Source organism: Kitasatospora sp. NPDC034533, from assembly GCF_055575155.1.
Window position 1 is genome coordinate 94,019 of sequence record NZ_JBVITE010000010.1, and the last position, 22,189, is coordinate 116,207.

Here is a 22,189-nt window from a genome sequence, read left to right on the forward strand (position 1 = left end):
GGCTACCGTTCCCTGCCATGAACAGCGCGACCTCGCGGCAGGCAGCCCCGACCACCACCCTCTGGCGCCCCACCGGCCCCGAGGAACTGGCTCTGGTCGAGGCCGCCGACTGGCGCGCCTGGCCGCCGCGCCTGCCCGAGCAGCCGATCTTCTACCCCGTCCTCAACGAGGACTACGCGATCCGGATAGCCCGGGACTGGAACGTGCCCGCCTCCGGCGTCGGCTACGTCACCCGCTTCGAGGTGGACACCGCCTTCCTCGCCCGCTACCCGGTACAGCGGGCAGGCGGCCGGACCATCCTCGAACTCTGGGTGCCCGCCGAGGAGTTGGCCGAGTTCAACCGGCACATCGTCGGCGCGATCGAGGTCGTCCACGAGTTCCGGCCCCGGTCCTGACGGCCTGAGCCGGGTTCCCCCAGCGGTGTCCGGTGCCGTGAACCGCCGACGGGCGCCGGCCGGGAACCGGTCGGCGTGCTTCCGACACCTCGCGGACACCTGTCGTTCGGTGGCGGGACGCCGATCGGTACGGCGGGCGGTGGAGCATGGCGCGGTCGGCGGCGCCCTCGGCGGGCGCGGCCGGATGCGCACGACCGAAAGGAACCCCCGCCATGTCCGCTGCCCAGTGGCCCCGCCCCCGCGTGCTCGTCGTCGGGATCGACGGCGTCCGCCACGACTACCTGGCGCAGGTGCCGATGCCCCGCCTCCAGGAGGTCGCCGAGGCCGGGTTCCTGGTGCCGGTCACCGTCGCGGACACCACCCCCACCATGTCCGGGCCGTGCTGGGCCACCATCGTGACCGGGGTGGAGCCCGCCAAGCACGGGGTCTGGGGCAACCACCTGGGCGGCAACCGGCTGGACGTGTTCCCCGACTTCGCCACCCGGCTCGCCCGGGGCGACCGCCGCCGCACCTTCGTCGCGGCGGGCTGGGACCCGCTGGTGATCAGCGAGGCCGGGGGCCCGCTGTTCCGGGCCCCCGGCCGGCTCTCCTACACGGCCCCCGCCGAGGACACCCCCGAGGCCTGGGAGGCGGTGGACGAGGAAGTCACCCGGGAGGCCGTCCACGTGCTCGGCACCGCCGACCCCGAGGCCTCCTTCGTCTACCTCGGCGCCGTCGACGAAACCGCCCACTTCCTGGGCTGCGGCGACGAGTACCGCGCGTCCATGCGCACCGCCGACGAGCGCCTCGGCCGCCTCCTGGACGCCGTCCGAGGCCGGGCCACCCACGCCGAGGAGCAGTGGACGGTGATCGTCGTCACCGATCACGGGCACGTGGCCTCCGGCGGCCACGGCGGCCGTACGGACGAGGAGCGGACGGCCTGGGTCGCCTGCGCCGGGCACGGCATCCCGGCCGGCCCGCCCACCGGCGAGATCCGTCACCCCGACGTCGCCGCCCAGGTGTACGCCTCGCTGCTGCGCCCGATCGATCCGCACTGGACCCTCGACGGTCGCCCCTTCCCGGTAGCCCGGCCGGTGCCGGCGGTGGCCTGAACACCAGAGGCCTGGACCACCAGAGGCCTGAACCACGAGAGGCCTGGACCGCCGGAGGCCCCGGCCGTGGGCACTTCGAGTAGGGGGCCGTTCCGGCCGAGCCCGAGCGGGGGAGGGCGGATGCTCCAGGTGCAGCACACCGGGCTGCGGCGACGCCGGGCTTGAGCGAGGCTCGATCGGGGCTCGGGCCGTGCTGGAGCCGGGCGTGCCAGCCTGAGCGCCGGAACGGCATGAGCCCCGGCCGGCACCGACCCGCGGTCCTCAGGGTCTCTGGGGCTCTGGGTCTCAGGGTCCTCTGCCGAAAGACGTACGTCTGAAGGTGGAGAAGCTACCCCGTGGGTCGGAGACAGGATCGCGACCTGGTGGTGACGATCCGACGGGTCCGTACGGGCCACGATGGTTGCACCGGGCGGCGGACCGCGCCGGCCGGGTCGGCGGCAGCGCAGTGCAGGGCGTGTCGCACGGGAACAGGGACAGCGGCCGCACAGGCCATCACACGGAGAGGGCAGTCGGACATGAAGGGCATCGTGAGCAAGGTCGCGCTGGGAGTCGCGGGCACCGGCATGGCCGTCGCCGTGGCCGCCGTGGCTATCGGCCCGCGGGTGTCCGACTGGTACGACGAGCGCCACCAGGAGCAGGCCTCCTACGAGACCGGCACCCAGGCCAAGGCCGACCGCCGCTCGATGCCGGCCTGGCTGCCCGACAACGCCTCCGGGGTGCAGTACCTGATGTCCACCAAGGGCGATGACCGCCTGCTGCGCGCCACCCTCCCCGAGGGCCGGTTGCCCGTCGGCTGCACCGCCGGGCTGCCGGGCAAGGGCCCGCACCCGGTGCCGGAGTCGCTCAAGGCCGGCTGGTTCCCCGAGGGCGTCGCGAGCAAGGCCACCGGCACCTGCGGGCACTACAACGTGGCGCTGACCGGTAACCAGCTCTTCGCGTGGCAGGACGGAGCGGCGCTACAGGCGGCGCTCCGCGCCGAGCACGTCGCCAAGCACTGAGCCGGGCGGCCGGGCGTCTTCGGCCCGCCGACCGGGCGCCTTCGGCCCGCCGACCGGGCGCCTTCGGCCCGCCGACCGGGCGCCTTCGGCCCGCCGACCGGGCGCCGGCCCGCCTGACCGTCGGCCCTGGCGGCACCCGACCTCTCCCGAGCACCACTGACCGGCTCCTGATCGGGAACCGAACGGCCCGCCGGGCACCGGGAGGTGCGGGCGGGCCGCCGTCGTGCGCGGGCCCGGACCGGGCGGCGGACGACCGCCCCGGAGGCGCCCCCGCGGCCGGTCAGGACGTACCCCCGCTGTCGGAACCGGGCCCGGCTGCGATAGGACGGAGCGCGAACGAACCCCACGTCACCCCGTCCGTAAGGAGAGCCATGCCCGGCCCGACCGTCGGCCCCACCGACGACACGTCGACCGCTGCGACCGCACCCGCCACGGCGGCACCTGCCACCACGCCCGCCGCCGCACCCGTCCCCGCGCCCGCCGTCACGCCCCTCGCCGCGCCCGCCGACGGGAAGGCCGGCCCCGGCCTCGCGGTGATCGTCGCCCTCGGCGGTCTCGCCGCGCTCGGTCCCCTCACCACCGACCTCTACCTCCCCGGCCTGCCCGCGATCGCCGACGACCTGGTCGCCGAGCCGGCCGCCGTCCAGCTCACCCTGACCTTCTCCATGCTGGGGGTGGCGGCCGGCCAACTGCTCTTCGGACCGCTCAGCGACCGCTTCGGGCGCCGCCCGCCGCTGCTCGTGGGGCTCGTCCTCTACACCCTCTCCAGCCTGGTGTGCGTGTTCGCGCCGAACTTGACGGTGCTGATCGCCGCCCGCTTCGTCCAGGGCGCGGCCGGGTCCGCCGGGCTGGTGATCGGGCGAGCCGTCTCCCGGGACCGGTTCCAGGGCGTCGCGCTGCTGCGCTTCCTCGCCTCGATCGCCCTGATATCCGGGCTGGCGCCGATCCTCGCCCCGATCATCGGCGCGCAGTTGATGCGGTTCACCTCCTGGCGCGGCACCTTCGGCGTGCTCACGGCGCTCGGACTGCTGCTCACCCTGGTCTCGTTCGGCGTGCTGCGCGAGACGCTGCCGACGGAGGCCCGGGAACGCGGTGGGGTGGGCGAGGCCCTGCGGGCGATGGGGAGGCTGCTGCGCGACCTGCCGTTCCTGGGGCTGGCCCTGACCAGCTCCCTCGCCTTCGGCACGCTGTTCGGGTACATCAGCGGGTCGTCGACGGTGCTCCAGCACGTGTACCACGTCTCGCCGCAGACCTACAGTCTGCTGTTCGGGCTGAACTCGTTCTCGATCGTGGTGATGACCCAGGTGAACGGGCGGCTGCTGGCGCCGCGCTTCACGCCGCGGGCGCTGATGCTGGGCAGTCTGGCGGCGGCCGTGGCCGCCGGGGCGGCGCTGGTGCTGCTGACGACGGTCTGGGACTTCGGGCTGGCCGGCTTCTGCCCGCCGCTGTTCGTGATGATGGGCAGCCTCGGGGTGCTCCTGCCGAACACCGCAGCCCAGGCGCTCAGCCTGGTGGAGCCGAAGGTGGCGGGCACGGCGTCGGCGTTGCTGGGGACGGGCAACTTCCTGGTCGGAGCCGTGGTCGCGCCGCTGAGCAGCCTCGGCGGGCAGCCGTCGGCGGTGCTCCTGGCGGTGGTGGTCCTGGTCTGCGGGGTGCTGGCGACCGTCGCGTACCTGGCGCTGTGCCGGCCCGAGCGCATGCGGGCGGCGGGGATCTGACGGGCGGCGGGGGGCAGGTGACGGAGGACAGGTGACAGCGAACAAGTAACAGGTAACAAGTAACAGCGAACAGAAAACAGATGACAGCTGACAGATGTTGAAATCTGTCAGCTGTCATCTGTTATTCGTCATTCGTCATTCATCGCCCGAAGCGGACTCAGGCGATGGAGAAGTCATCCCCGTACACGTTGCCCTGGCCGTACCAGCCGTGCAGGTACACGGTGACGGTGCCGTTGGCGCCGGTGGTGAAGGGGACGGACAGCTTGGTCCAGCCGGAGGAGCTGGTCCAGGCGCTCGCGGTGGCACCGCCGCTGACGCCGACGTAGGCGTAGTTGCCCTGCACCCAACCGCTCAGGGTGTAGCTGGTGTTGGGCTTCAGCGTGACGGTCTGGGAGCACTCGCCGCTCTGGCTCGCGGTGGCCGCGGCCTGGAGCGCGTGGCTGCCGGAGTGGACCGGGGTGGAGACCACGGCGCCGCCGCTCTGGCAGGTCCACGGGCTCAGGTTGCCGCTCTCCAGGTCGCCGTTGACGAGGCCGGTGGCCGGGCCGGTCCCGGTGACGGTCAGCGAGTAGGTCGCGGTGTGGCTGCCGGAGGCGCCGGTCGCGGTGACGGTCAGCGGGTAGGTGCCTGCGGCCGCGGCGGCCGTGGTGGCGATGTTCAGCGTGGCGCTGTTGCCGGCGGTGACGCTGCCGGGGGTGACGGTGGCGGTGACGCCGGCCGGGGCTCCGCTGACGGTCAGGTTGACGCTCTGCGCCGAACCCGAGGTGACGGCGGTCGCGATCGAGGCCGAGGCGGACGAACCGGCCGCGACGGTACCGGAGTTCGGGTTCACGGCGACCGAGAAGTCATTGCCGGGCTGGGTGCCGGTGACGTTCAGCGTGAAGGTGCTGGTGTGGCTGCCGGAGGCCGCCGTGCCGGTCACGGTGATCGGGTAACTCCCGGGCGCCACCGAGGAGGTGGTGCTGACGTTCAGCGTGGCGCTGTTGCCGGCGGTGACGCTGCCGGGGGTGACGGTGGCGGTGACGCCGGCCGGGGCTCCGCTGACGGTCAGGTTGACGCTCTGCGCCGAACCCGCCGTCACGCCCGTCGCGATGGTCGCCGAGGTGGACGCACCGGCGGTGACCGTGGCGGAGGCGGGGCTGGCCGAGATCGAGAAGTCGTTGGTCACCGTCGAGCCGCTGGTGAACGGCGCGAAGATGTGGCTGAAGTCCCAGGTGTTCTGGCTGATCCCCGAGCAGTTGTCGTCGCCGGCCTTGCCGACGCAGCCGCCGTTGTCGCGCTGGAGCGCCCAGAAGGACAGCGTGCTGATGCCCTTGGACACCGCCCAGTTGTACACCGTGTTGGCGTTGGCCAGGGTGAAGGTCTCGGCCGGACCGAAGTCGTCGATGCCGATCATCTCGATGATCCCGATCGAAGCCCACAGCTGAGCGGGGGTCTTGGACGGGTAGAGCTTGGCCAGCTGGTTGTACAGGCCCTGCGCCGAGGTCTGGGTGTCGGCCGCCATGTCGTGCGTGGCGTTGTCGTAGTAGTCGAAGGTCATCATGTTGACGACGTCGATCCGCGCGTTGTTGCTGACCGCGTTCTTCAGCACCGCGAGCCCGCTGCTGGCCAGCCCGGAGGTGGTGGTGGGCAGCGTGTAGGAGAACTGGACGTTGCGGCCGTTGGCGGCGGCCCAGTCCTGCGTGATCTTGATCGCCTTGTTGCGGCGGTCGATCCCGGCGGTGTTGTTCAGCGAGTTGTCCTCGATGTCGAGGTCGATCCGGCTGACGTCGTAGGTGGTGATCACGTTCTCGAAAGCGGCCGCGATCTGGTTGACATCGGTGCAGCTGTCGGCGATCTCGGTACCGGTGTTGTCGGCGGTGTAGCCGCCGAAGGACGGGATCACGTCCCCGCCGTTGGCACGGATGGTCGCGATGTCGGCGCCCCAGGTGGAGGTGGACACCGGCTTCGAGGAGTCGCCGTTCCACAGCGGGGTGCAGGAGCCCTTGGTGGCGGTCTGGAGGAACGCCATGGTCAGGTACTTGGCACCGGACTGCGCGGACAGCTGGGCCGGGCTCTGGCCGATCCAGGACTCGAAGTAGGGGGCGAAGACCCGGCTGGGGATCGGGGTGGCGGCCTGGGCGGTGCCCGTCCCGGCGGCGACCAGGCCGGCCGAGGCGGCCAGCGTGGCACAGGCCGTCAACGCGGCCTGGACTGCTCTGCGAAGGCGCATGGATTCTCCAACAGACGTGGTGGGGCAGGACGTTGGGGATGTGCGGTCGGTCCGGGCGAGGCGGCCGTGTGGGGTCGGCCGCGCGGTCCCGGGCCGAGGGGGTCGGATATCGGGAGTACGGGCGTGCGAAGGCCCACCGACTCGCGCGGACACGGGCGGCGTTGCGGGCGCGTGCCGTACGGGGCGGGGGTGGAGCGAGCAGGGCAGGGCAGTGCCTCAGCCGCCGGTGGTCACACCCCCACAGTGCATCCCGGTCGGATCGACATGCTTATGTTTGGACTAGACCACTGGTCTGTCAAGAGTCCTAACAGTTCGTCAGCATACGGTCCGCGCGGGGGCGGGGGCGGATGATCGGTGTCCGGCCGGGTCGGGGTGTCGGCCGGTCCGGGCTGTCGGGCCGGGGCGGGGCGAGGGTGTCGCGGGGGGGCGAGGGTGAACGGCTCCGGAAACGAGAAGACCGTGGCCGCGCACCCTCGGAAGGGGCGCGGCCACGGCGGGCCCGGCGCTCAGGACACCGGGCGGTCCATGGTGCCGCAGGACATCGTGCCGCAGGATCCCGTGCCGTGGCACGAGGGCGTCGGCACTGCGGCATCTCGCGGCGGATCAGTGGGGCGGATCGGCGGACCGGTCCCGCAGGACCGGATCGGCGGGGCGGATCAGTGTGACGGCGGGCAGAGCGTGGCGAGCAGGGCCTCGTTGATCTTCGCGGCGGCCTCCGGGCCGAAGCCCTGCGGGTGGTCGGCGGAGGTGAAGCGCTGGTTGGCCAGCTCCACCAACTTCTGCTTGTCCTTGGGGAACTGGTAGATCGACTGGCACTGGTTGCGCGCCCGGTCCACCGCCTGGTCGGGCTTGCCGCCGACGATCGCCGGGTCGATCGCGTCCAGGGCGGCGACCAGCTTGGCCGTCAGGTCGGTGCCCGGCTTGGTGGGCAGTCCGGCGTCGGCGGGAGGGGCGGGCTTGGCCGGCACCGGGGCTCCCGAGGCGCCCGCGTCGGTGGCGGGCGCGCCGGTGGCGCCGTCGGCGGTGGGGGCTCCGGGGTCGGGCGCGGGCGCGGCGGGCGTGGTGGCACCGGGCGCGGTGGCGTCGCCGGAGGGCGTGGCGGCCGAGGCGGAGGTGGTGGGGGAGCCCGCCGCGGAGGTGGCCTTGTCCGAGCCGGCCCCGGAGCTGGAGCAGGCAGCGAGACTCACCGCGGCGAGTGCCGTGAGGGTGGCGGCGAGGAGACGAGTGCGCATGGCGCCCAGACTGTCATGTTCGCGGCGCGGAAGGGAAGGTCCCTCCGGCGGTCGGAAGGATCTCCGCGACGGCGAGCGGCGGCCCGGAGGAAGCTCCTCCCGGCCGCCGCGTTCACGGTCCTCGGCCCTCCGGTCCGAGGCGCGGGCCCGACTGCCGCCCGTTCGGACGTCAGCTGTCGAACACCGGCCGTCGAACACCGGCCGTCGAACACCAGCCACCGGCTGTCGTACATCAGCCGCCGAACAACAGCCGCCGACCGGCAGCCGCCGACCGGCGCCCGTCAGCCGAGACCGTTGGACTTCAGCCAGTCCTTGGCGACCGTCGACGGGTCCTCCTTGTCCACCGACACCCGCTTCATCAGCGCCGTCAGCCCGGCCGTGTCGAGCTTGGCCGACACCGCGTTGAGCGCCGCCGTCGCGGTCGCGTCCACGCCCGCCTTGTTGACCAGCGGGGTGACGTTCTGGGCGCCGAAGATGTCCTTCGGGTCGGCCAGCGGGACGAGCTTGTACTGGACGATCTTCGGGTCGGTGGTGAACACGTTGCCGACCTGGATGCTGCCGTCCTTGAGCGCGTTCGCGGTGGCGTCGCCGGTGGGCTTCCACTCCTTGAAGGTCAGCCCGTAGACGTCCTTGAGCTGCTGCTCGCGGCGGTTCTTGAACTCCGGAGGCCCGCCTATGGTGAGCTCGCCCGCCTTGGCCGCGAGGTCGGCGATGCTCTTGAGGCTGTACTTGTCGGCGGTCTCCTGGGTGACGCTGAGCGAGTCCTTGTCCTCGGCGGGGGAGGAGTCCAGGATGCCCAGCGTGGCGGGCAGCGTCTTGGTGAGCGCCGCGTTCACGTCCTGGGTGGTGACGGCGGTCGTCTTGGCGTCCAGGTAGGCGAGCAGCGAGCCGTTGTACTCCGGCAGGACGGTCAGGTTGCCGCTCTGCAACTGCCCGTAGAGGACCTCGCGGCTGCCGATGTTGAACTTCTCCTCGACCTTGACCCCCTTGGCCTTGAGCGCCTGCGAGTAGATCGAGCCGAGCAGGACGTTCTCCGGGAAGTTCGCCGAGCCGACGACCACGGTCGACCCGGAACCGCCGGAACCTGCCGCGGAGGCGGAGGCGCTCGAACCCCCGCCGAGCGGGTTGTCGCCGGAGGAGCCGCAGGCGGTGGCGCCGAGGGCCAGCACGGCGAGGGTGCCGAGGACGACGGCACGGCGGCTTCTCTTCATTGTCGACATGGTGACAGATGTCCTTCCGGGGTGGGAGGGGAGGGATGAGGGGCTCAATGGGCCCGCTGCTGGGCGCGGACCCCGGTCGGGAGCGCGAACCGGGCGAGCAGGGCGAACAACAGCTGGGCGGCGACCGCGAGCAGCACCACCAGCAGCGCGCCGCCCACCGTCACGGCGTACTGGCGGGTCGCCAGCCCGTCGATCACGTAGCGGCCGAGTCCGCCCAGACCGACGTAGGCGGCCACCGTGGCGGTCGCGATCACCTGGACGGTCGCGGTGCGGAAGCCCGCCAGCAGGGTCGGCGCGGCCGAGGGCAGGCAGACCTGCCACAGCACCTGCGGGTGGGTCAGCCCGATGCCGCGCGCGGCGTCCCGGACGTCGGGGTCGGTACCGCGCACCCCCTCGACGGCAGCCACCAGCAGGGGCGGCGCGGCGAGCGCGACCAGCGGGATCAGGACGGCCGTGTCGCCGACCCCGGCGAGCAGCACCGCCAGCGTCACCAGACCGAGCGTGGGCAGGGCGCGGGCGGCGCCGGCGAACGCGGTCACCACGGTGACGCCGCGCCCGGTGTAGCCGATCAGCAGCCCGAGCGGGACGGCGATCAGCGCCGCGAAGAGCAGGGCCTCGCCGGAGAACAGCAGGTGCTCGGAGATCCGGTGGACGATCGAGTCCGGCCCGCTCAGGCGTTCCGGGGCGGTGAAGAAGTCGCTCAGCCAGTTCAGCCAGTTCACGAGCCCGCTCCCTTCTCCCGGACGGCCCAGGGCGCGAGCAGCCGCCGGGCGGCCACCAGCAGCAGGTCGACGGCCAGCGCCAGGACGGCGATCAGCACGATTCCGGCCACGATCGGGGTCGGGAAGGTGCGCTGGAAGCCGTCGATGAACAGGTAGCCGAGCCCGCCGCGCCCGACCAGCGCGCCGACGCTCGCCAGCGAGATGCTGGACACCGCCGCCACGCGCAGACCGGCGATCAGGTACGGCACGGCGGCGGGCAGCTCGACCGAGGTCAGCCGGTGCCACGGTCCGTACCCCATCGCGGTGGCGGCCTGCCGGACGGCGTCCGGGACGGCGCGCAGCCCGTCCACGGTGGTCGGCAGCAGCACGGCCAGGGCGTAGAAGGTGAGCGGGATCATCACGGTCGCCTGGGTGGCGAGGCCGGTGTACGGGATCAGCACCACGAACACCGCCAGCGAGGGCAGCGCGTAGACGATGTTGAACACCGCGGACAGCGGCTGGTAGAGCCGGGGGAAACGGGCACAGGCCAGGCCGAGCGGGACGGCCAGCAGCAGGCCGATGAGGACGGGGAGGAGGGCAATCACGGCGTGGTCGGCGAGCAGGTCGCCGAGGTAGCCGATGTGCTCGCCGATCCAGTACCAGCGGACGATCGGTTCATCGTCCACCGTCGGCTCCGTCCGTCCGCTCCCGCGCCTCGGGGGCGGACGCGGCATCGGGCTTGACCATGCCGACGGCACCGTCGGCGCCGGGTGAACCGGAGGCATTCGCTGAACCGGAGGCGCTCGCTGAACTGGAGGTGCTCGGTGAGCCGGAGGCGCTCGCTGAACCGGAGGCGTCGGGCCGGAGCGCGGCGAGGACGGCCTCGCGGCTCGCGGTGCCGGTGGCCCGGCCGTCGGCGTCCAGCGCCACCGCGACGCCGGCGGGGGAGAGGACCGCCGCGTCCAGCGCGGTGCGCAGCGTGTCGGTCTCCGGGTGGAAGCCCGCCGCCGGGTGCAGCTCGGCGGTGACGGCGTCGCGGTCGATCCAGCCGATCGGTCGGCGCTCGTCGTCCAGGGCCAACTCCCAGCCGCCGTAGCGGAGTCCGCCGGACACCGGGCGGAGTCCGACGGCGGTGGCCGGGCGCAGGCCGAGGCCGCGCAGGCCCCGGTCACGGCCGAGGAAGGCGGCGACGCCCTCGTCGGCGGGGGTGGTGAGCAGCGTGTGCGGATCGGCCAGCTGGGCGATCCGGCCGTGTTCGCGCAGCACCACCACCTGGTCGCCGAGCCGGACGGCCTCCTCGATGTCGTGGGTGACGAACAGCACCGTCTTGTGCAGCTCGGACTGGAGCCGCAGCAGCTCCTCCTGGAGCCCGGCCCGCACCACCGGGTCGACCGCGCTGAACGGTTCGTCCATCAGCAGCACCGGCGGATCGGCGGCGAGCGCGCGCGCCACGCCGACCCGCTGCTGCTGGCCGCCGGACAGCTGGAACGGGTACCGCTTGGCGGTCTCCGGTGCGAGCCCGACCAGTTCGAGCAGTTCGGAGGCGCGGGCTCGGGCCTTCCTGCGGTCCCAGCCGAGCAGGTAGGGGACGGTGGCGATGTTGTCGATCACCTTGCGGTGCGGGAAGAGCCCTGCCTGCTGGATCACGTATCCGATGCCGCGGCGGAGTTTGGCGGGTTCCAGCTCCGCGACGTCCGCGTCGTCCAGCAGCACCCGGCCCGAGGTGGGCTCGACCATCCGGTTGACCATGCGCAGCAGGGTGGTCTTCCCACAGCCTGACGGCCCGACCAGGACGGTTATCCGTCCGGTCGGGACCTCCAGGTCCAGGCCCTCGACGGCGATGGTTCCGTCGGGGTGGCGCTTTCCGGCGCCGTCGAATCTGATCACAGGGAGTTTCCTCGTCAGGGCGCCCCGGGGAGGCGGCGCCTGGGTCGGTCGTCGTTCGGTTCTCGGCGGTCTGGCGACGAACCGCCGGTGCGGGTAGTCGTGGTGCTGGTCGGACCCGATCGTCCGGGCGTTCTTCCGCCCGCGTGGCTGCCCGGCTTCGGACCGGCGGAAACTCTGATCAGACTATGACCTACATCATCCTCTGTCTCTGATTTACCGTCCGGCGCGCACGTCCGGGGCGGACTTCGTCAGGTGGCGCTCAGCCGCTCTGACGGGTCGGCAGGCCGGCGGCCGCCCAGCCGACGAAGCCGCCGTCCAGGTCGGTCGCCCGGTGCAGCCCCAGCTCGCGCAGCGAGGCCGCGGCCAGGCTGGAGGCGTAGCCCTCGGAGCACACCACGATCACCTCGATGTCGTAGCCCGAGGCCTCGGGGATCCGATGACTGCCCGTCGGATCGAGCCGCCACTCCAGCACGTTGCGTTCGATGATCAGCGAGCCGGGGATCTCCCCTTCGGCCGCCCGCTGCGCCGCCGGACGGATGTCCACCAGCAGCGCGCCGTCCAGCTGCGCCTGGTAGGCCTCGCGGGCGCGCGGCCGGTGGACGCCCTCCCGGGCCCGCTCCACCAGGTCGTCGATCGTGGTCACCACTGTTCCGGTCCTTCCTCCGAGGTGCGGACGAGCCCTCCGGCTCGCAGGTCGTAGTGCGCCATCGAGCTCAGCGGCGGTGAGTAGGCGTGGAGCGTGACGGCGGGGCCGACGGCGGTGTTGCGCACGTCGTGCACGTACTCGGGGCCGAAGGCCCGGGCGGTGCCGGCCGGGATCCGGCGGATCAGCAGGCCCTGCTCGGGGCCGCCGAGGGACAGCTCCTCCAGTTCGCCGAGGGCGACGGTGAAGGCGCCGCGCGAGCCGCCGTGGTCGTGGAAACCGGTGGACTGGCCGGGCAGCCAGCTGATCAGCCACACCTCGTGGTCCTCGTCGGCGGCCAGGCGCCGGTACCAGCGCTCGTCGGTGGAGAGGCGGACGTGGTGGATCCACTCCTCGGGCCGCTCGGCCAGCTCGCGGACGATGGTCCGCAGGGTGCTGGGGGTGAGCGGTGCGCGGGTGTCCCCGGGGCCACTTCCGGCGTGCCCGGTTTCGCCGGTTTCCCCGGTGTCCCCGGCTTCGCCGGCGTCCCCGGTGGACGGCGTGGGTGGTGGTTCGGGGGTGCCCGTCGGGCTCCCGGGCGCGGCGCCGGACGGGACGCCGTTCGGGACGCCGTCCGTGGGGTGCTTCGCAGGGTCCTTCGTGGGGTCGGTGGTGGCGGCGGCCGTGACGCCGTCCCCGGCATCGGTCGTGACGCCGTTCGTGGCGTCGGCCGTGGCGAAGGCGGTGGTGCCCGGCGTGCTGCCCGGCGTGGTGTCGGGGCCGGGGGTCGGCCGGGCGGCGGGGCTGATGCTCGGACTCGGGCTCAGGCTCATGAGGGCGTCCTCGGGTGCGGCGGGAACGTCGGGGAAGGTGCCCGGCGTCCGACGGCGGTGGGCGGGCGCGGGCCGGTGGAACGGCCAGGCACGCACGGGTGCGCCGGGACGGGGCGGGAGTCAGGACTGTGGGTGCGGGTGCGCGGCGCGGGCCCTGGCAGACGTCACAGGGCGGGACCGGCGGGGAAGGGCAAGATCAACAGGCACAGATGGAACTCGCCTGGCGTCGCAGATCGACGTGCAGGCGGCAGACCAGAACGGTGCCGGATTCCATGCGCCGGATCTTTCCCGAGCGAACCTGGCGAAGTCAAACCGGGGCGGCGGTGGCCGACGGCCCGGGCGGCCCGTTCCGCCGCCGCCATCGAGACTGCCCGTTTTCACTCGAACGAGTAAGAAGGGGACTCGCGGGGTAGATCAGCCTTTCATCGCACCCGCGACCGCCCGCGTGTCCGCGCGACGAGATCGCCCCGGACGCGTTCGCACCAACGTATTGTCAGGCCACCGAGGCCGGGCCTACGGTCTAGGGATCGCTTTCTACGCACGTAGATCCTGTGGTTCCCCGCGTGGGACCCGCCGGTGAGACCCGCCCCGTCAACCCTCGACCGCGGGCCGACCGCACGGCCGGACCGCGGAGTTGCGGAGGTACCCATGTCGCAGATCGTCCGTGCCGCGCTCGTCCAGACCCGCTGGACCGGTGACCAGGAGAGCATGATCGCCCTCCACGAGCGCTACGCCCGTGAGGCCGCCGCCCAGGGCGCGCGGATCATCGGCTTCCAGGAGGTCTTCAACTCCCCGTACTTCTGTCAGGTGCAGGAGGCCGAGCACTACCGCTGGGCCGAGGCCGTCCCGGACGGCCCGACCGTGAGCCGGATGCGGGACCTCGCCCGCGAACTGGGGATGGTGATGGTCGTCCCGGTCTACGAGGAGGAGCAGACCGGCGTCTACTACAACACCGCCGCCGTGATCGACGCGGACGGCGGCTACCTCGGCAAGTACCGCAAGCACCACATCCCGCAGGTCAAGGGCTTCTGGGAGAAGTACTACTTCAAGCCCGGCAACCTCGGCTGGCCGGTGTTCGACACCGCCGTCGGCAAGGTCGGCGTGTACATCTGCTACGACCGCCACTTCCCCGAGGGCTGGCGCGCGCTGGGCCTGGCCGGCGCGCAGATCGTCTACAACCCCTCCGCCACCAGCCGCGGCCTGTCCGGCTACCTCTGGCAGCTCGAACAGCCCGCCGCGGCCGTCGCCAACGAGTACTTCGTCGCCGCGATCAACCGCGTCGGCACCGAGGAGTACGGCGACAACGACTTCTACGGCACCTCCTACTTCGTGGACCCGCGCGGACAGTTCGTCGGCGACGTCGCCTCCGACAAGGAGGAGGAACTCGTCGTCCGCGACCTCGACCTCGGGTTGATCGAACAGGTCCGCCGGCAGTGGGCGTTCTACCGGGACCGCCGGCCCGACGCCTACGGACCGCTCGCCGAGGCGTGAGGGGAGGCGCGATGACCACCCGCGACCCGCACCGGCGCACCGTCGTCCGCGGCGGCCTCGTCATCACGGCCACCGAGGAACTCCACGCCGACGTCCTGATCGAGGGCGAGCGCGTCGCCGCCCTCGCCGCCACGGGCAGCTCCGCCGCCGAGGCCTGGACCGCCGACGCCGTCATCGACGCCACCGGCCACTACGTCATCCCGGGCGGCGTCGACGCCCACACCCACATGGAGCTGCCGTTCGGCGGCACCTCGGCCTCCGACACCTTCGAGACCGGCACCCGCGCGGCCGCCTGGGGCGGTACCACCACCATCGTGGACTTCGCCGTCCAGCCGATCGGCGGTTCGCTGCGCGAGGGCCTGGACGCCTGGCACGCCAAGGCCGAGGGCAACTGCGCCGTCGACTACGCGTTCCACACCATCGTCTCCGACGTCAACGACGCCGTGCTGAAGGAGATGGACGCCCTCGTGGACTCCGGGGAGTCCACCTCCTTCAAGCTGTTCATGGCCTACCCCGGCGTCTTCTACAGCGACGACGGCCGCATCCTGCGCGCCATGCAGCGCGGCGCCGTCAACGGCGGGCTGATCATGATGCACGCGGAGAACGGCATCGCCATCGACGTCCTGGTCGAACAGGCGCTCGCCGCCGGGAAGACCGCCCCCCGCCACCACGGCGAGGTGCGCCGCGAACTGCTGGAGGCCGAGGCCACCCACCGGGCGATCAAGCTGGCCCAGGTGGCCGGCAGCCCGCTCTACGTGGTGCACGTCTCGGCCGCCGCCGCGCTCGCCGAACTCACCCGGGCGCGGGACGACGGCCTCAACGTCTTCGGCGAGACCTGCCCCCAGTACCTCTTCCTCTCCACCGACAACCTCGCCGAGGAGGGCGCCGACGGCTTCGAGGGCGCCAAGTACGTGTGCAGCACGCCGCTGCGGCCGCGCGAGCACCAGGAGGCGCTCTGGCGCGGGCTGCGCACCAACGACCTCCAGGTGGTCTCCACCGACCACTGCCCGTTCTGCTTCGCCGGTCAGAAGGAACTGGGCCGGGGCGACTTCTCGAAGATCCCCAACGGCCTGCCGGGCGTCGAGAACCGGATGGACCTGCTTCACCAGGCCGTCGTGGACGGGCACATCAGCCGGCGCCGCTGGATCGAGATCGCCTGCACCACCCCGGCCCGGATGTTCGGCCTGCACCCGCGCAAGGGGACCATCGCCCCGGGCGCCGATGCCGACCTGGTGGTCTACGACCCCACCGCGGTGCAGACCGTCTCCGCCGCGACCCACCACATGAACGTGGACTACTCGGCCTACGAGGGCCGCCGACTCACCGGCCGGGCACGGACGGTGATGTCGCGCGGCACCGTCGTGCTGGACGACGGCGACTGGCTGGGGCGGGCCGGCCACGGCACCTTCCTGCGCCGGGATACCTGCCAGTACCTGGTCTGAGCCCCCCCGCCCCTCCGCGATCCGTCGGCCCGATCCCCCTGCCTGGAGCCCCTCATGGACATCGGACTCGTCCTGCAGACCGACCCGCCCGCCCGACTGCTCATCGACCGGATGATCCGCGCCGAGCGGGCCGGGTTCAGCCACGGCTGGACCTTCGACTCCTGTGTGCTGTGGCAGGAGCCCTTCGTCATCCACAGCCGGATCCTCGCCGAGACCGAGCGGCTGACCGTCGGCCCGATGGTCACCAACCCCTCCACCCGCACCTGGGAGGTGACCGCCTCCACGTTCGCCACGCTCAACGACATGTACGGCAACCGGACCGTCTGCGGCATCGGCCGCGGCGACTCCGCCATGCGGGTCGCCGGCCGGCACCCCGCCACCCTCGCCCGGCTCTCCCAAGCCATGCATGCCATCAAGGAGTTGGCCGAGGGCCGCACCGCTGAGGTGGACGGCACCGAGATGCGCCTGCCGTGGGTGCGGCCCGGCGCGTCCCTGCCGATCTGGATGGGCGCATACGGGCCGAAGGCGCTCAATCTGACTGGACGTCAAGCAGATGGCTTCATCCTACAGTTGGCCGACCCCTACCTCACCGAGTTCATGGTCAAAGCGGTGCGCAACGCCGCCGTCGAGGCCGGCCGGGACCCGGACTCGGTCACCGTCTGCGTCGCCGCCCCCGCCTACGTCACCGCCGACGACTCGCCCGAGGCGCTCGCCCACGCCCGGGAGCAGTGCCGCTGGTTCGGCGGCATGGTCGGCAACCACGTGGCCGACCTGGTCGGCCACTACGGCGAGCACTCCGACCTGGTACCGGAGGCGCTCACCGACTACATCAAGGGCCGCCAAGGCTACGACTACAGCCACCACGGCCGGGCCGGGAACCCCGACACCGCCTTCGTCCCGGACGGGATCGTGGACCGCTTCTGCCTGATCGGCCCGGCCGAGATGCACCGGGCCCGGCTGGCGGAGCTCCGCTCGCTCGGCGTCGACCAGTTCGCCGTCTACGCCATGCACGACGCCATCGAGAGCACCGTCGACGCGTACGGGACGGACGTCATCCCGCTGCTGTGACGCCCCGGTTGTGGCACCGGATGTGAGACCCGGCCTGTTCGGGACCGTCATCCGGCCGCTGTCTGGCCGGGGCCGGTCCGCTGTCCGGCGCGGCAGCGGGCCTGTGAGCAGAGCGTGCACCACCCACCGCGCACCACCGTGTGGAATCAGCCGATCGTGAACTGCCCGTGAGTCTCTCCGTGAACCCACCCGTGGCCCCCATCTGAGCCCAGCCGTGGCCCCGCCCGCGGCGGACGGGAGTTGCCCATGCCCGACACCGAGACCAACGGCGGCAGACAGTCGCAGCGCCCCGACGGCCGGGTCGAACTCGACCGGGCCGCCGGGGGGTTGCCGGCCAGCGGCTTCACCAGCGACGACCTGCGGCCGGTTCCCCTGGCGCGGCGCACCTGGACCACGTACAACTTCCTCGCACTCTGGGTCGGCATGGCCCACAACATCCCGTCCTGGACCCTGGCTTCGGGCCTGGTCGCGCTCGGCATGGACTGGAAGCAGGCGGTGCTGACCATCGCGCTCGCCAACCTGATCGTGCTGGTGCCGATGCTGCTCACCGGGCACGCCGGTACCAAGTACGGCATCCCGTTCCCGGTCTTCGCCCGCGCCTCCTTCGGGCTGCGCGGCGCCAACCTGCCCGCCCTGTTGCGGGCGGCGGTGGCCTGCGCCTGGTTCGGCATCCAGACCTGGATCGGCGGCGAGGGCATCTTCCTGCTGGCGGGCAAGCTGATGGGCGAATCCTGGCGCGCGGCAGGCGAGTTCGGCGGCCACCCGTGGACCCAGTGGCTGTCGTTCCTGCTGTTCTGGCTGATCGAGATGGCCGTCATCGCGCGGGGGATGGAAGCGCTGCGACGGTTCGAGAACTGGGCGGCGCCGTTCGTCATCGCCGGTGCGCTCGCGCTGCTGGTGTGGATCACCGTCAAGGCGGGCGGGTTCGGGCCGCTGCTCGACCAGCCGTCCAAGCTGGGGTGGGGGAGCGGCTTCTGGAAGGTCTTCTTCCCGGCGCTGATGGGCATGATCGGATTCTGGTCCACCCTCTCGCTGAACATTCCCGACTTCACCCGCTTCGGCGGTAGCCAGCGTGCCCAGATCCGCGGGCAGGCGCTGGGCCTGCCGACGACGATGACGCTCTTCGCGCTCCTGTCGGTGCTGGTCACCTCCGGCTCCGAAGCGGTCTACGGGGTGCCGGTGTGGGATCCGATCCAGTTGGCCGCCAAGATGGAGAACCCGGTCGGCATCCTGTTCGCGCTGCTGACCGTGCTGGTCGCGACGCTGTCGGTCAACATCGCGGCCAACGTCGTCTCACCGGCCTATGACCTCGCCAACCTGCTGCCCCGTCTGGTCACCTTCCGCGCCGGCGCGCTGGTCACCGGGGTGGTCGGGATCGCGATCTTCCCGTGGCGGTTGATCTCCGACCCGCACGTGTACATCTTCACCTGGTTGGGCGTGGTCGGCGGGCTGCTCGGCACGGTGGGCGGGGTGCTGATCGCGGACTACTGGGTGCTCCGGCGCACCCGCCTCCGGCTCGCCGAGCTGTACCGGCCCGGCGGGGCCTACTGGTACACGGCCGGGTGGAACTGGCGGGCTGTCGTGGCGCTGGTGGCGGGCGGCGTGCTCGCCGTCGGCGGCTCGTACTCGACCGTCGACGCGGGCGGGGCGCGGCAGGGCCCGTTCCCGGTGGATGGCCTGATCCCCCTCCTCAGGCCGCTCGCCGACTACGGCTGGGCGGTCGGGCTGGTGTCGGCGGCGGTGGTGTACCTGGGGCTGACCGGGGTTCTCGGGAGGGGGTGCGGCGGGGGAGGGGACGCGCTGACGGGCGGGGGCCTTCGGGCGGCGAACAGGTGACAGATGACAGATTTCGAAATCTGTTATCTGTCACCTGTTTTCTGTCATCTGTTCGCCGTCGTCTGTCATCTGCCCGTCGTCAGCCGTTCGGCGCCATCCGCCCGATAGCGGCGAGGACCTTGGTCGTGCCGTCCTCGGCGGCCAGCGCGGCGGCGACGGCGTGTGCGCGGGTGCGGTAGCCCGGGTCGTCGAGGGCCTGGCGGAGGGCGGCGGCGAGGCGGGTGGCGGTGAGGGAACGCAGCGGGACGGGTCCGGGGGAGACCCCGAGGCTGGCCAGCCGGGCGGCCCAGAACGGTGCGTCGAGCTGGGCCGGCACCGGGACGGAAGGAGTCCCGGAGCGGAGGGCGGCGGCCGTGGTGCCGGCACCCGCGTGGTGGACGACGACGGCCGTACGGGGAAAGAGCCACTCGTGCGGGGCGTCGCCGATCGTCAGGACGGTGTCCGAGTCCTCGGCGGCCAGTTCGCTCCAGCCCGCCTGGAGGAGGAGCCGCACCCCGGCGGTGCGGGCCGCCGTGAGGACGGTCGCGGTGAGCCGCTCCGGGTCGGGGACGACCAGGCTGCCGAAGCCGACGAAGACCGGCGGTGGCCCGGCGGCGAGGAAGTCGAGCAGCCGGGCCGGGGGTTGCCAGCCGGGCTGTGCCGGCGGCCACCAGTAGCCCGCCACCTCCAGCCGGGGGTGCCAGTCGGCGGGGCGCGGCACCACCAGCGGCGAGAAGCCGTGCAGGACGGGGTGGTCGCGGCGACGGCGGGCAACGCCGGCCGGCGGCAGGCCGAGCCGGCGGCGCAGCCCCCGGACGGCCGGGGCGAACAGCCGGTCGGTCGAGGCCTGGGTGGCGTGCCCCGCCAGCAGGTTGCCTACCGCGCCGAACGAGCGGATGCCGGTGACGGCGGGAGGGAACTCCCGGGTGGGCGCCAGGGGTTGGAGGAACACCCCGATGCTGGGGATGCCGGCCGCCTCGGCGACGACCTGGCCGAGCGGGGCCGTGCTGTTGCTGGTCAGCAGCAGGTCGGCGCCGAGCGCCGTGGCGTCGGCGATGCCCTCGCCGAGCGCGGGCATGAACCTCCGGGCCAGGATGAGGAGTTGCAGAAGGCCGCGCGGTCCGTTGCCCGCCCGTAGCAGGCGTTGGCCTTCGGCCGAGGCGAGTTCGGCGCGAGGGTCGACCGGCAGCGGACGGAACTCCAGCCCCGCGGCCCGGACCGACTCGGCGAAGACGCCGTGGGTGGCGAGGGCCACCCGATGTCCGGCCGCCCGCAGGCGGACGCCGAGCCCGGTGAGGGGCGCCACGTCGCCCCGGGAACCGGCGGTGGCGATCAGGATGCGCATGGCCGCAGTATTTCGGCGCGGACGGTTCCCGGGAAGGGCGCCGCACCCGGGGCGTCCCGGCCGTCGCGGTTGCCCCGCGTGCCACGTCCGTCCCGTGTGCCACGTCCGCCACGCGTGCCTCGGCAGGATTCGAACGCCGTCGGGCGGGCGGCGACGGAACCGGGCGGCCGGCGGTGGTCGTCCTTGCGGGCAGAGCGGACGGGACGGGGCCCGTCGCGCCTCGAACGGAAGGATGGCGGATGGGCATCGTCGCGTGGATCGTGCTGGGCCTGCTGGCAGGCGGGCTGGCCAAGCTGCTCCTGCCGGGGAAGGACCCGGGCGGCCTGATCGTGACCACTCTGATCGGCATCGCCGGGTCCTTCGTCGGCGGCTGGATCGCGTCGCACTTCATGCACCGCTCGGTCACCGCGCACTTCTTCGACGCGGCGACCTGGGTGTCCGCGATCGGCGGCTCCCTGGTGCTGCTGATCGTCTACCGGCTGCTGTTCGGCAACTCGCGCAGCTGAGAGGTGGGTTGCCCGCACTCCCGACGATCGGGAGTATGGGCGGAGGAGTTCGGTGGAGGCGTCCGCCGCCGGGAGCGGCGGACGCCGGACGGCTGGTTCCAGCCTGTCCTCGCGGTCACCGGAGACGACCGGGGCCTTGGGGCATCCTTCCGGTCGGCCCTCGGTGCCGACCGGGTTCGTCACACCGATGACGCGAGGGGCGGCGGATGAGCTGGATGGAGTGGATCGTGCTGGGCCTGGTGGCGGGGACGCTGGCCAGGATGGCGATGCCGGGGCGGGGTGAGCGCGGTCCGATCGGGAGCACCCTGATCGGCATCACCGGCTCCTACGTCGGCACCTGGATCGTCTCGCACTGGATGCACGGGGCGGTCCGGCCGCGTCTCCTCGACGTGACGACCTGGGTGTCGGCGATCGGCGGTGCGGTGGTCCTGCTGTTCGCCTACCGCGTGCTCCGCTTCGTCGCCCGGCGCTGATCGAGCCGATCGAGCCGATCGGGTATCGGGCGGCGGTGGCGCCGATCGCCGGGCGTCCCAGGCCGTCAGGCCGTCAGGCCGTCAGCCGGCGGAAGCGGGCATGGACCATCCCGCCGACCCAGTCCGGCAGCCGCTCGCGCGCGGCGAGCCAACCGGCCGGGACGCCTGCGAGCCCGGTCCGGGCGGCGACCACACCGGCGGCGATGGCGCAGGTGGTGTCCCTGTCGCCCCAGCCTTCCAGGGTGTGCCAGATGGCCTCCGGGAGCGAGTCCAGGTGACCGGCGGCGGACCAGAGGGCGAACGGCACGGTGTCCTGGGCGGAGATCATCGCCCCGGAGCCGAGCACGTCGGCGGCATGGCGGACGCTGGTGTGCTCGGGAAACCGGCAGGCGATCCGCAGCCCGGAGCGAACCTCGCCGTCCGGCAGCCGGTCGGCGACCTCGGCCAGCAACTCGGGCCGTCCGGGCGGGTTCCCGCCCCGGCTTCGGGCGGCCAGCGCCGCCGCGAGCGCGACCGCCACCGCGCCGGCCACCGCCTCCGGATGGAAGTGCGTGACGCGTGCCTGGAGTTCGGCCTGCCGGGCCACCGCGTCGAGGTCATCGGCGAACCAGGCCCCCAGCGGAGCGACCCGCATGGCGGCGCCGTTCCCGTGCGAGCCCTGGCCCTCGAACTGACTCGCGGTGATGGCGCGCCAGTCCCCGTCGGCGCCGATTGCGGGCAGTACCCGGCGCATCGACGGGCCGTACTTGCGCTGGTGCTCACGGGCATACTCGTCGGCGAACTGCCGGGCGAGCGCGTCCGGTCGGACCTCGCCGAAGTCGAGCAAGTGGCGGACCAGCACGAGCGCCATGGCGGTGTCGTCGGTCCATCGCCAGGGCGCGGGCCGGGCCAGGCGGGAGGCCAGCGCCGTGGGTGCCTCGTCGAGCGGGACCGAGAACCAGCGGTCGCCGAAGGCGTCGCCCAGAGCGAGCCCCTCCAGGCTGTCCAGGACGGGACCGGCCGCATGCATGTCATCCTCCGGGTGAGATCGACTGTGCGCGGCAGTCTGCCGGGCGGGGGGGGGGGGGGGGGGGGGGGGGGGGGGGGGGGGGGTGGTAGGGGGGGAAGGGGGGGGGGGGGGGGGGGGGGGGAGCACCACCC

At 72.7% G+C, this 22,189-nt stretch carries 20 protein-coding genes; 10 read left to right on the forward strand and 10 right to left on the reverse strand.

Going from position 1 to position 22,189, the window contains the following annotated elements:
* Nucleotides 1–17 precede the first annotated feature (17 nt).
* The 4 genes from ACZ55U_RS10175 (at nt 18) to ACZ55U_RS10190 (ending at nt 4,202) form a co-directional block, all read left to right on the forward strand.
* Nucleotides 18–395: an ADP-ribosylation/crystallin J1 gene (locus ACZ55U_RS10175; RefSeq protein ID WP_465524448.1), complete on the forward strand. Its 378-nt coding sequence runs from the start codon at nt 18–20 to the stop codon at nt 393–395.
* Nucleotides 396–607: 212 nt separating this feature from the next.
* Nucleotides 608–1,486: an alkaline phosphatase family protein gene (locus ACZ55U_RS10180; protein WP_465524450.1), complete on the forward strand. Its 879-nt coding sequence runs from the start codon at nt 608–610 to the stop codon at nt 1,484–1,486.
* A gap of 515 nt (nt 1,487–2,001) precedes the next feature.
* Complete coding sequence (locus ACZ55U_RS10185; RefSeq protein ID WP_465524452.1) at nt 2,002–2,484, forward strand: hypothetical protein; 483 nt, start codon at nt 2,002–2,004, stop codon at nt 2,482–2,484.
* A gap of 371 nt (nt 2,485–2,855) precedes the next feature.
* Complete coding sequence (locus ACZ55U_RS10190; protein WP_465524454.1) at nt 2,856–4,202, forward strand: multidrug effflux MFS transporter; 1,347 nt, start codon at nt 2,856–2,858, stop codon at nt 4,200–4,202.
* A gap of 157 nt (nt 4,203–4,359) precedes the next feature.
* Here ACZ55U_RS10190 and ACZ55U_RS10195 read toward each other — a convergent pair whose 3' ends face one another.
* From ACZ55U_RS10195 to ACZ55U_RS10230, 8 genes are all read right to left on the reverse strand, one after another.
* Nucleotides 4,360–6,414 carry a glycosyl hydrolase family 18 protein gene (locus ACZ55U_RS10195; protein WP_465524456.1) on the reverse strand — a complete coding sequence of 685 codons (2,055 nt, stop codon included), beginning with the start codon at nt 6,412–6,414 and terminating at the stop codon, nt 4,360–4,362.
* A 656-nt stretch (nt 6,415–7,070) separates the two neighbouring features.
* A complete protein-coding gene (locus ACZ55U_RS10200) occupies nt 7,071–7,646 on the reverse strand; it encodes a hypothetical protein (protein ID WP_465524458.1) in 576 nt (191 codons plus the stop codon).
* Nucleotides 7,647–7,927: 281 nt separating this feature from the next.
* The gene (locus ACZ55U_RS10205; protein ID WP_465524460.1) at nt 7,928–8,857 is read right to left on the reverse strand and encodes an ABC transporter substrate-binding protein; all 930 of its coding nucleotides are present in this window, start codon (nt 8,855–8,857) and stop codon (nt 7,928–7,930) included.
* Between the two features lie 53 nt (nt 8,858–8,910).
* Entirely contained in the window at nt 8,911–9,588 is a 678-nt protein-coding gene (locus tag ACZ55U_RS10210) for an ABC transporter permease (protein WP_465524462.1), read from the reverse strand.
* Entirely contained in the window at nt 9,585–10,253 is a 669-nt protein-coding gene (locus ACZ55U_RS10215; RefSeq protein WP_465524464.1) for an ABC transporter permease, read from the reverse strand. The genes ACZ55U_RS10210 and ACZ55U_RS10215 overlap by 4 nt, the downstream gene beginning before the upstream one ends.
* Entirely contained in the window at nt 10,243–11,454 is a 1,212-nt protein-coding gene (locus ACZ55U_RS10220; protein WP_465524466.1) for an ABC transporter ATP-binding protein, read from the reverse strand. Before ACZ55U_RS10220 ends, ACZ55U_RS10215 begins: the two co-directional genes overlap by 11 nt.
* A gap of 259 nt (nt 11,455–11,713) precedes the next feature.
* Entirely contained in the window at nt 11,714–12,100 is a 387-nt protein-coding gene (locus ACZ55U_RS10225) for a rhodanese-like domain-containing protein (protein ID WP_465524468.1), read from the reverse strand.
* Nucleotides 12,094–12,909, reverse strand: a complete 816-nt coding sequence (locus ACZ55U_RS10230) for a cysteine dioxygenase (protein WP_465524470.1) — start codon at nt 12,907–12,909, stop codon at nt 12,094–12,096. The genes ACZ55U_RS10225 and ACZ55U_RS10230 overlap by 7 nt, the downstream gene beginning before the upstream one ends.
* A gap of 648 nt (nt 12,910–13,557) precedes the next feature.
* On the opposite strand from ACZ55U_RS10230, the gene ACZ55U_RS10235 reads away from it, so the two are divergent.
* The 4 genes from ACZ55U_RS10235 to ACZ55U_RS10250 all read left to right on the forward strand — a co-directional run bounded on the left by ACZ55U_RS10235 (nt 13,558) and on the right by ACZ55U_RS10250 (nt 18,746).
* Nucleotides 13,558–14,400: a nitrilase-related carbon-nitrogen hydrolase gene (locus ACZ55U_RS10235; RefSeq protein ID WP_465524472.1), complete on the forward strand. Its 843-nt coding sequence runs from the start codon at nt 13,558–13,560 to the stop codon at nt 14,398–14,400.
* Nucleotides 14,401–14,411: 11 nt separating this feature from the next.
* Complete coding sequence (gene hydA, locus ACZ55U_RS10240; RefSeq protein WP_465524474.1) at nt 14,412–15,842, forward strand: dihydropyrimidinase; 1,431 nt, start codon at nt 14,412–14,414, stop codon at nt 15,840–15,842.
* 54 nt (nt 15,843–15,896) lie between these two features.
* Nucleotides 15,897–16,910 carry a TIGR03842 family LLM class F420-dependent oxidoreductase gene (locus ACZ55U_RS10245; protein WP_465524476.1) on the forward strand — a complete coding sequence of 338 codons (1,014 nt, stop codon included), beginning with the start codon at nt 15,897–15,899 and terminating at the stop codon, nt 16,908–16,910.
* A gap of 246 nt (nt 16,911–17,156) precedes the next feature.
* A complete protein-coding gene (locus tag ACZ55U_RS10250) occupies nt 17,157–18,746 on the forward strand; it encodes an NCS1 family nucleobase:cation symporter-1 (RefSeq protein ID WP_465524478.1) in 1,590 nt (529 codons plus the stop codon).
* 79 nt (nt 18,747–18,825) lie between these two features.
* Here ACZ55U_RS10250 and ACZ55U_RS10255 read toward each other — a convergent pair whose 3' ends face one another.
* Nucleotides 18,826–20,070, reverse strand: coding sequence for a glycosyltransferase (locus ACZ55U_RS10255; RefSeq protein ID WP_465524480.1), 1,245 nt, complete (start codon nt 20,068–20,070; stop codon nt 18,826–18,828).
* Nucleotides 20,071–20,309: 239 nt separating this feature from the next.
* Between ACZ55U_RS10255 and ACZ55U_RS10260 the strand changes: the two genes are divergently transcribed.
* Nucleotides 20,310–20,576 (forward strand): GlsB/YeaQ/YmgE family stress response membrane protein, encoded by a 267-nt coding sequence (locus tag ACZ55U_RS10260; protein WP_380731190.1) that lies wholly within the window; start codon nt 20,310–20,312, stop codon nt 20,574–20,576.
* A gap of 206 nt (nt 20,577–20,782) precedes the next feature.
* Nucleotides 20,783–21,049 carry a GlsB/YeaQ/YmgE family stress response membrane protein gene (locus tag ACZ55U_RS10265; RefSeq protein WP_465524482.1) on the forward strand — a complete coding sequence of 89 codons (267 nt, stop codon included), beginning with the start codon at nt 20,783–20,785 and terminating at the stop codon, nt 21,047–21,049.
* Nucleotides 21,050–21,122: 73 nt separating this feature from the next.
* Here the strand turns inward: ACZ55U_RS10265 and ACZ55U_RS10270 are convergent, their stop codons facing one another.
* Complete coding sequence (locus ACZ55U_RS10270) at nt 21,123–22,058, reverse strand: ADP-ribosylglycohydrolase family protein (protein WP_465524484.1); 936 nt, start codon at nt 22,056–22,058, stop codon at nt 21,123–21,125.
* Nucleotides 22,059–22,189: the final 131 nt, after the last annotated feature.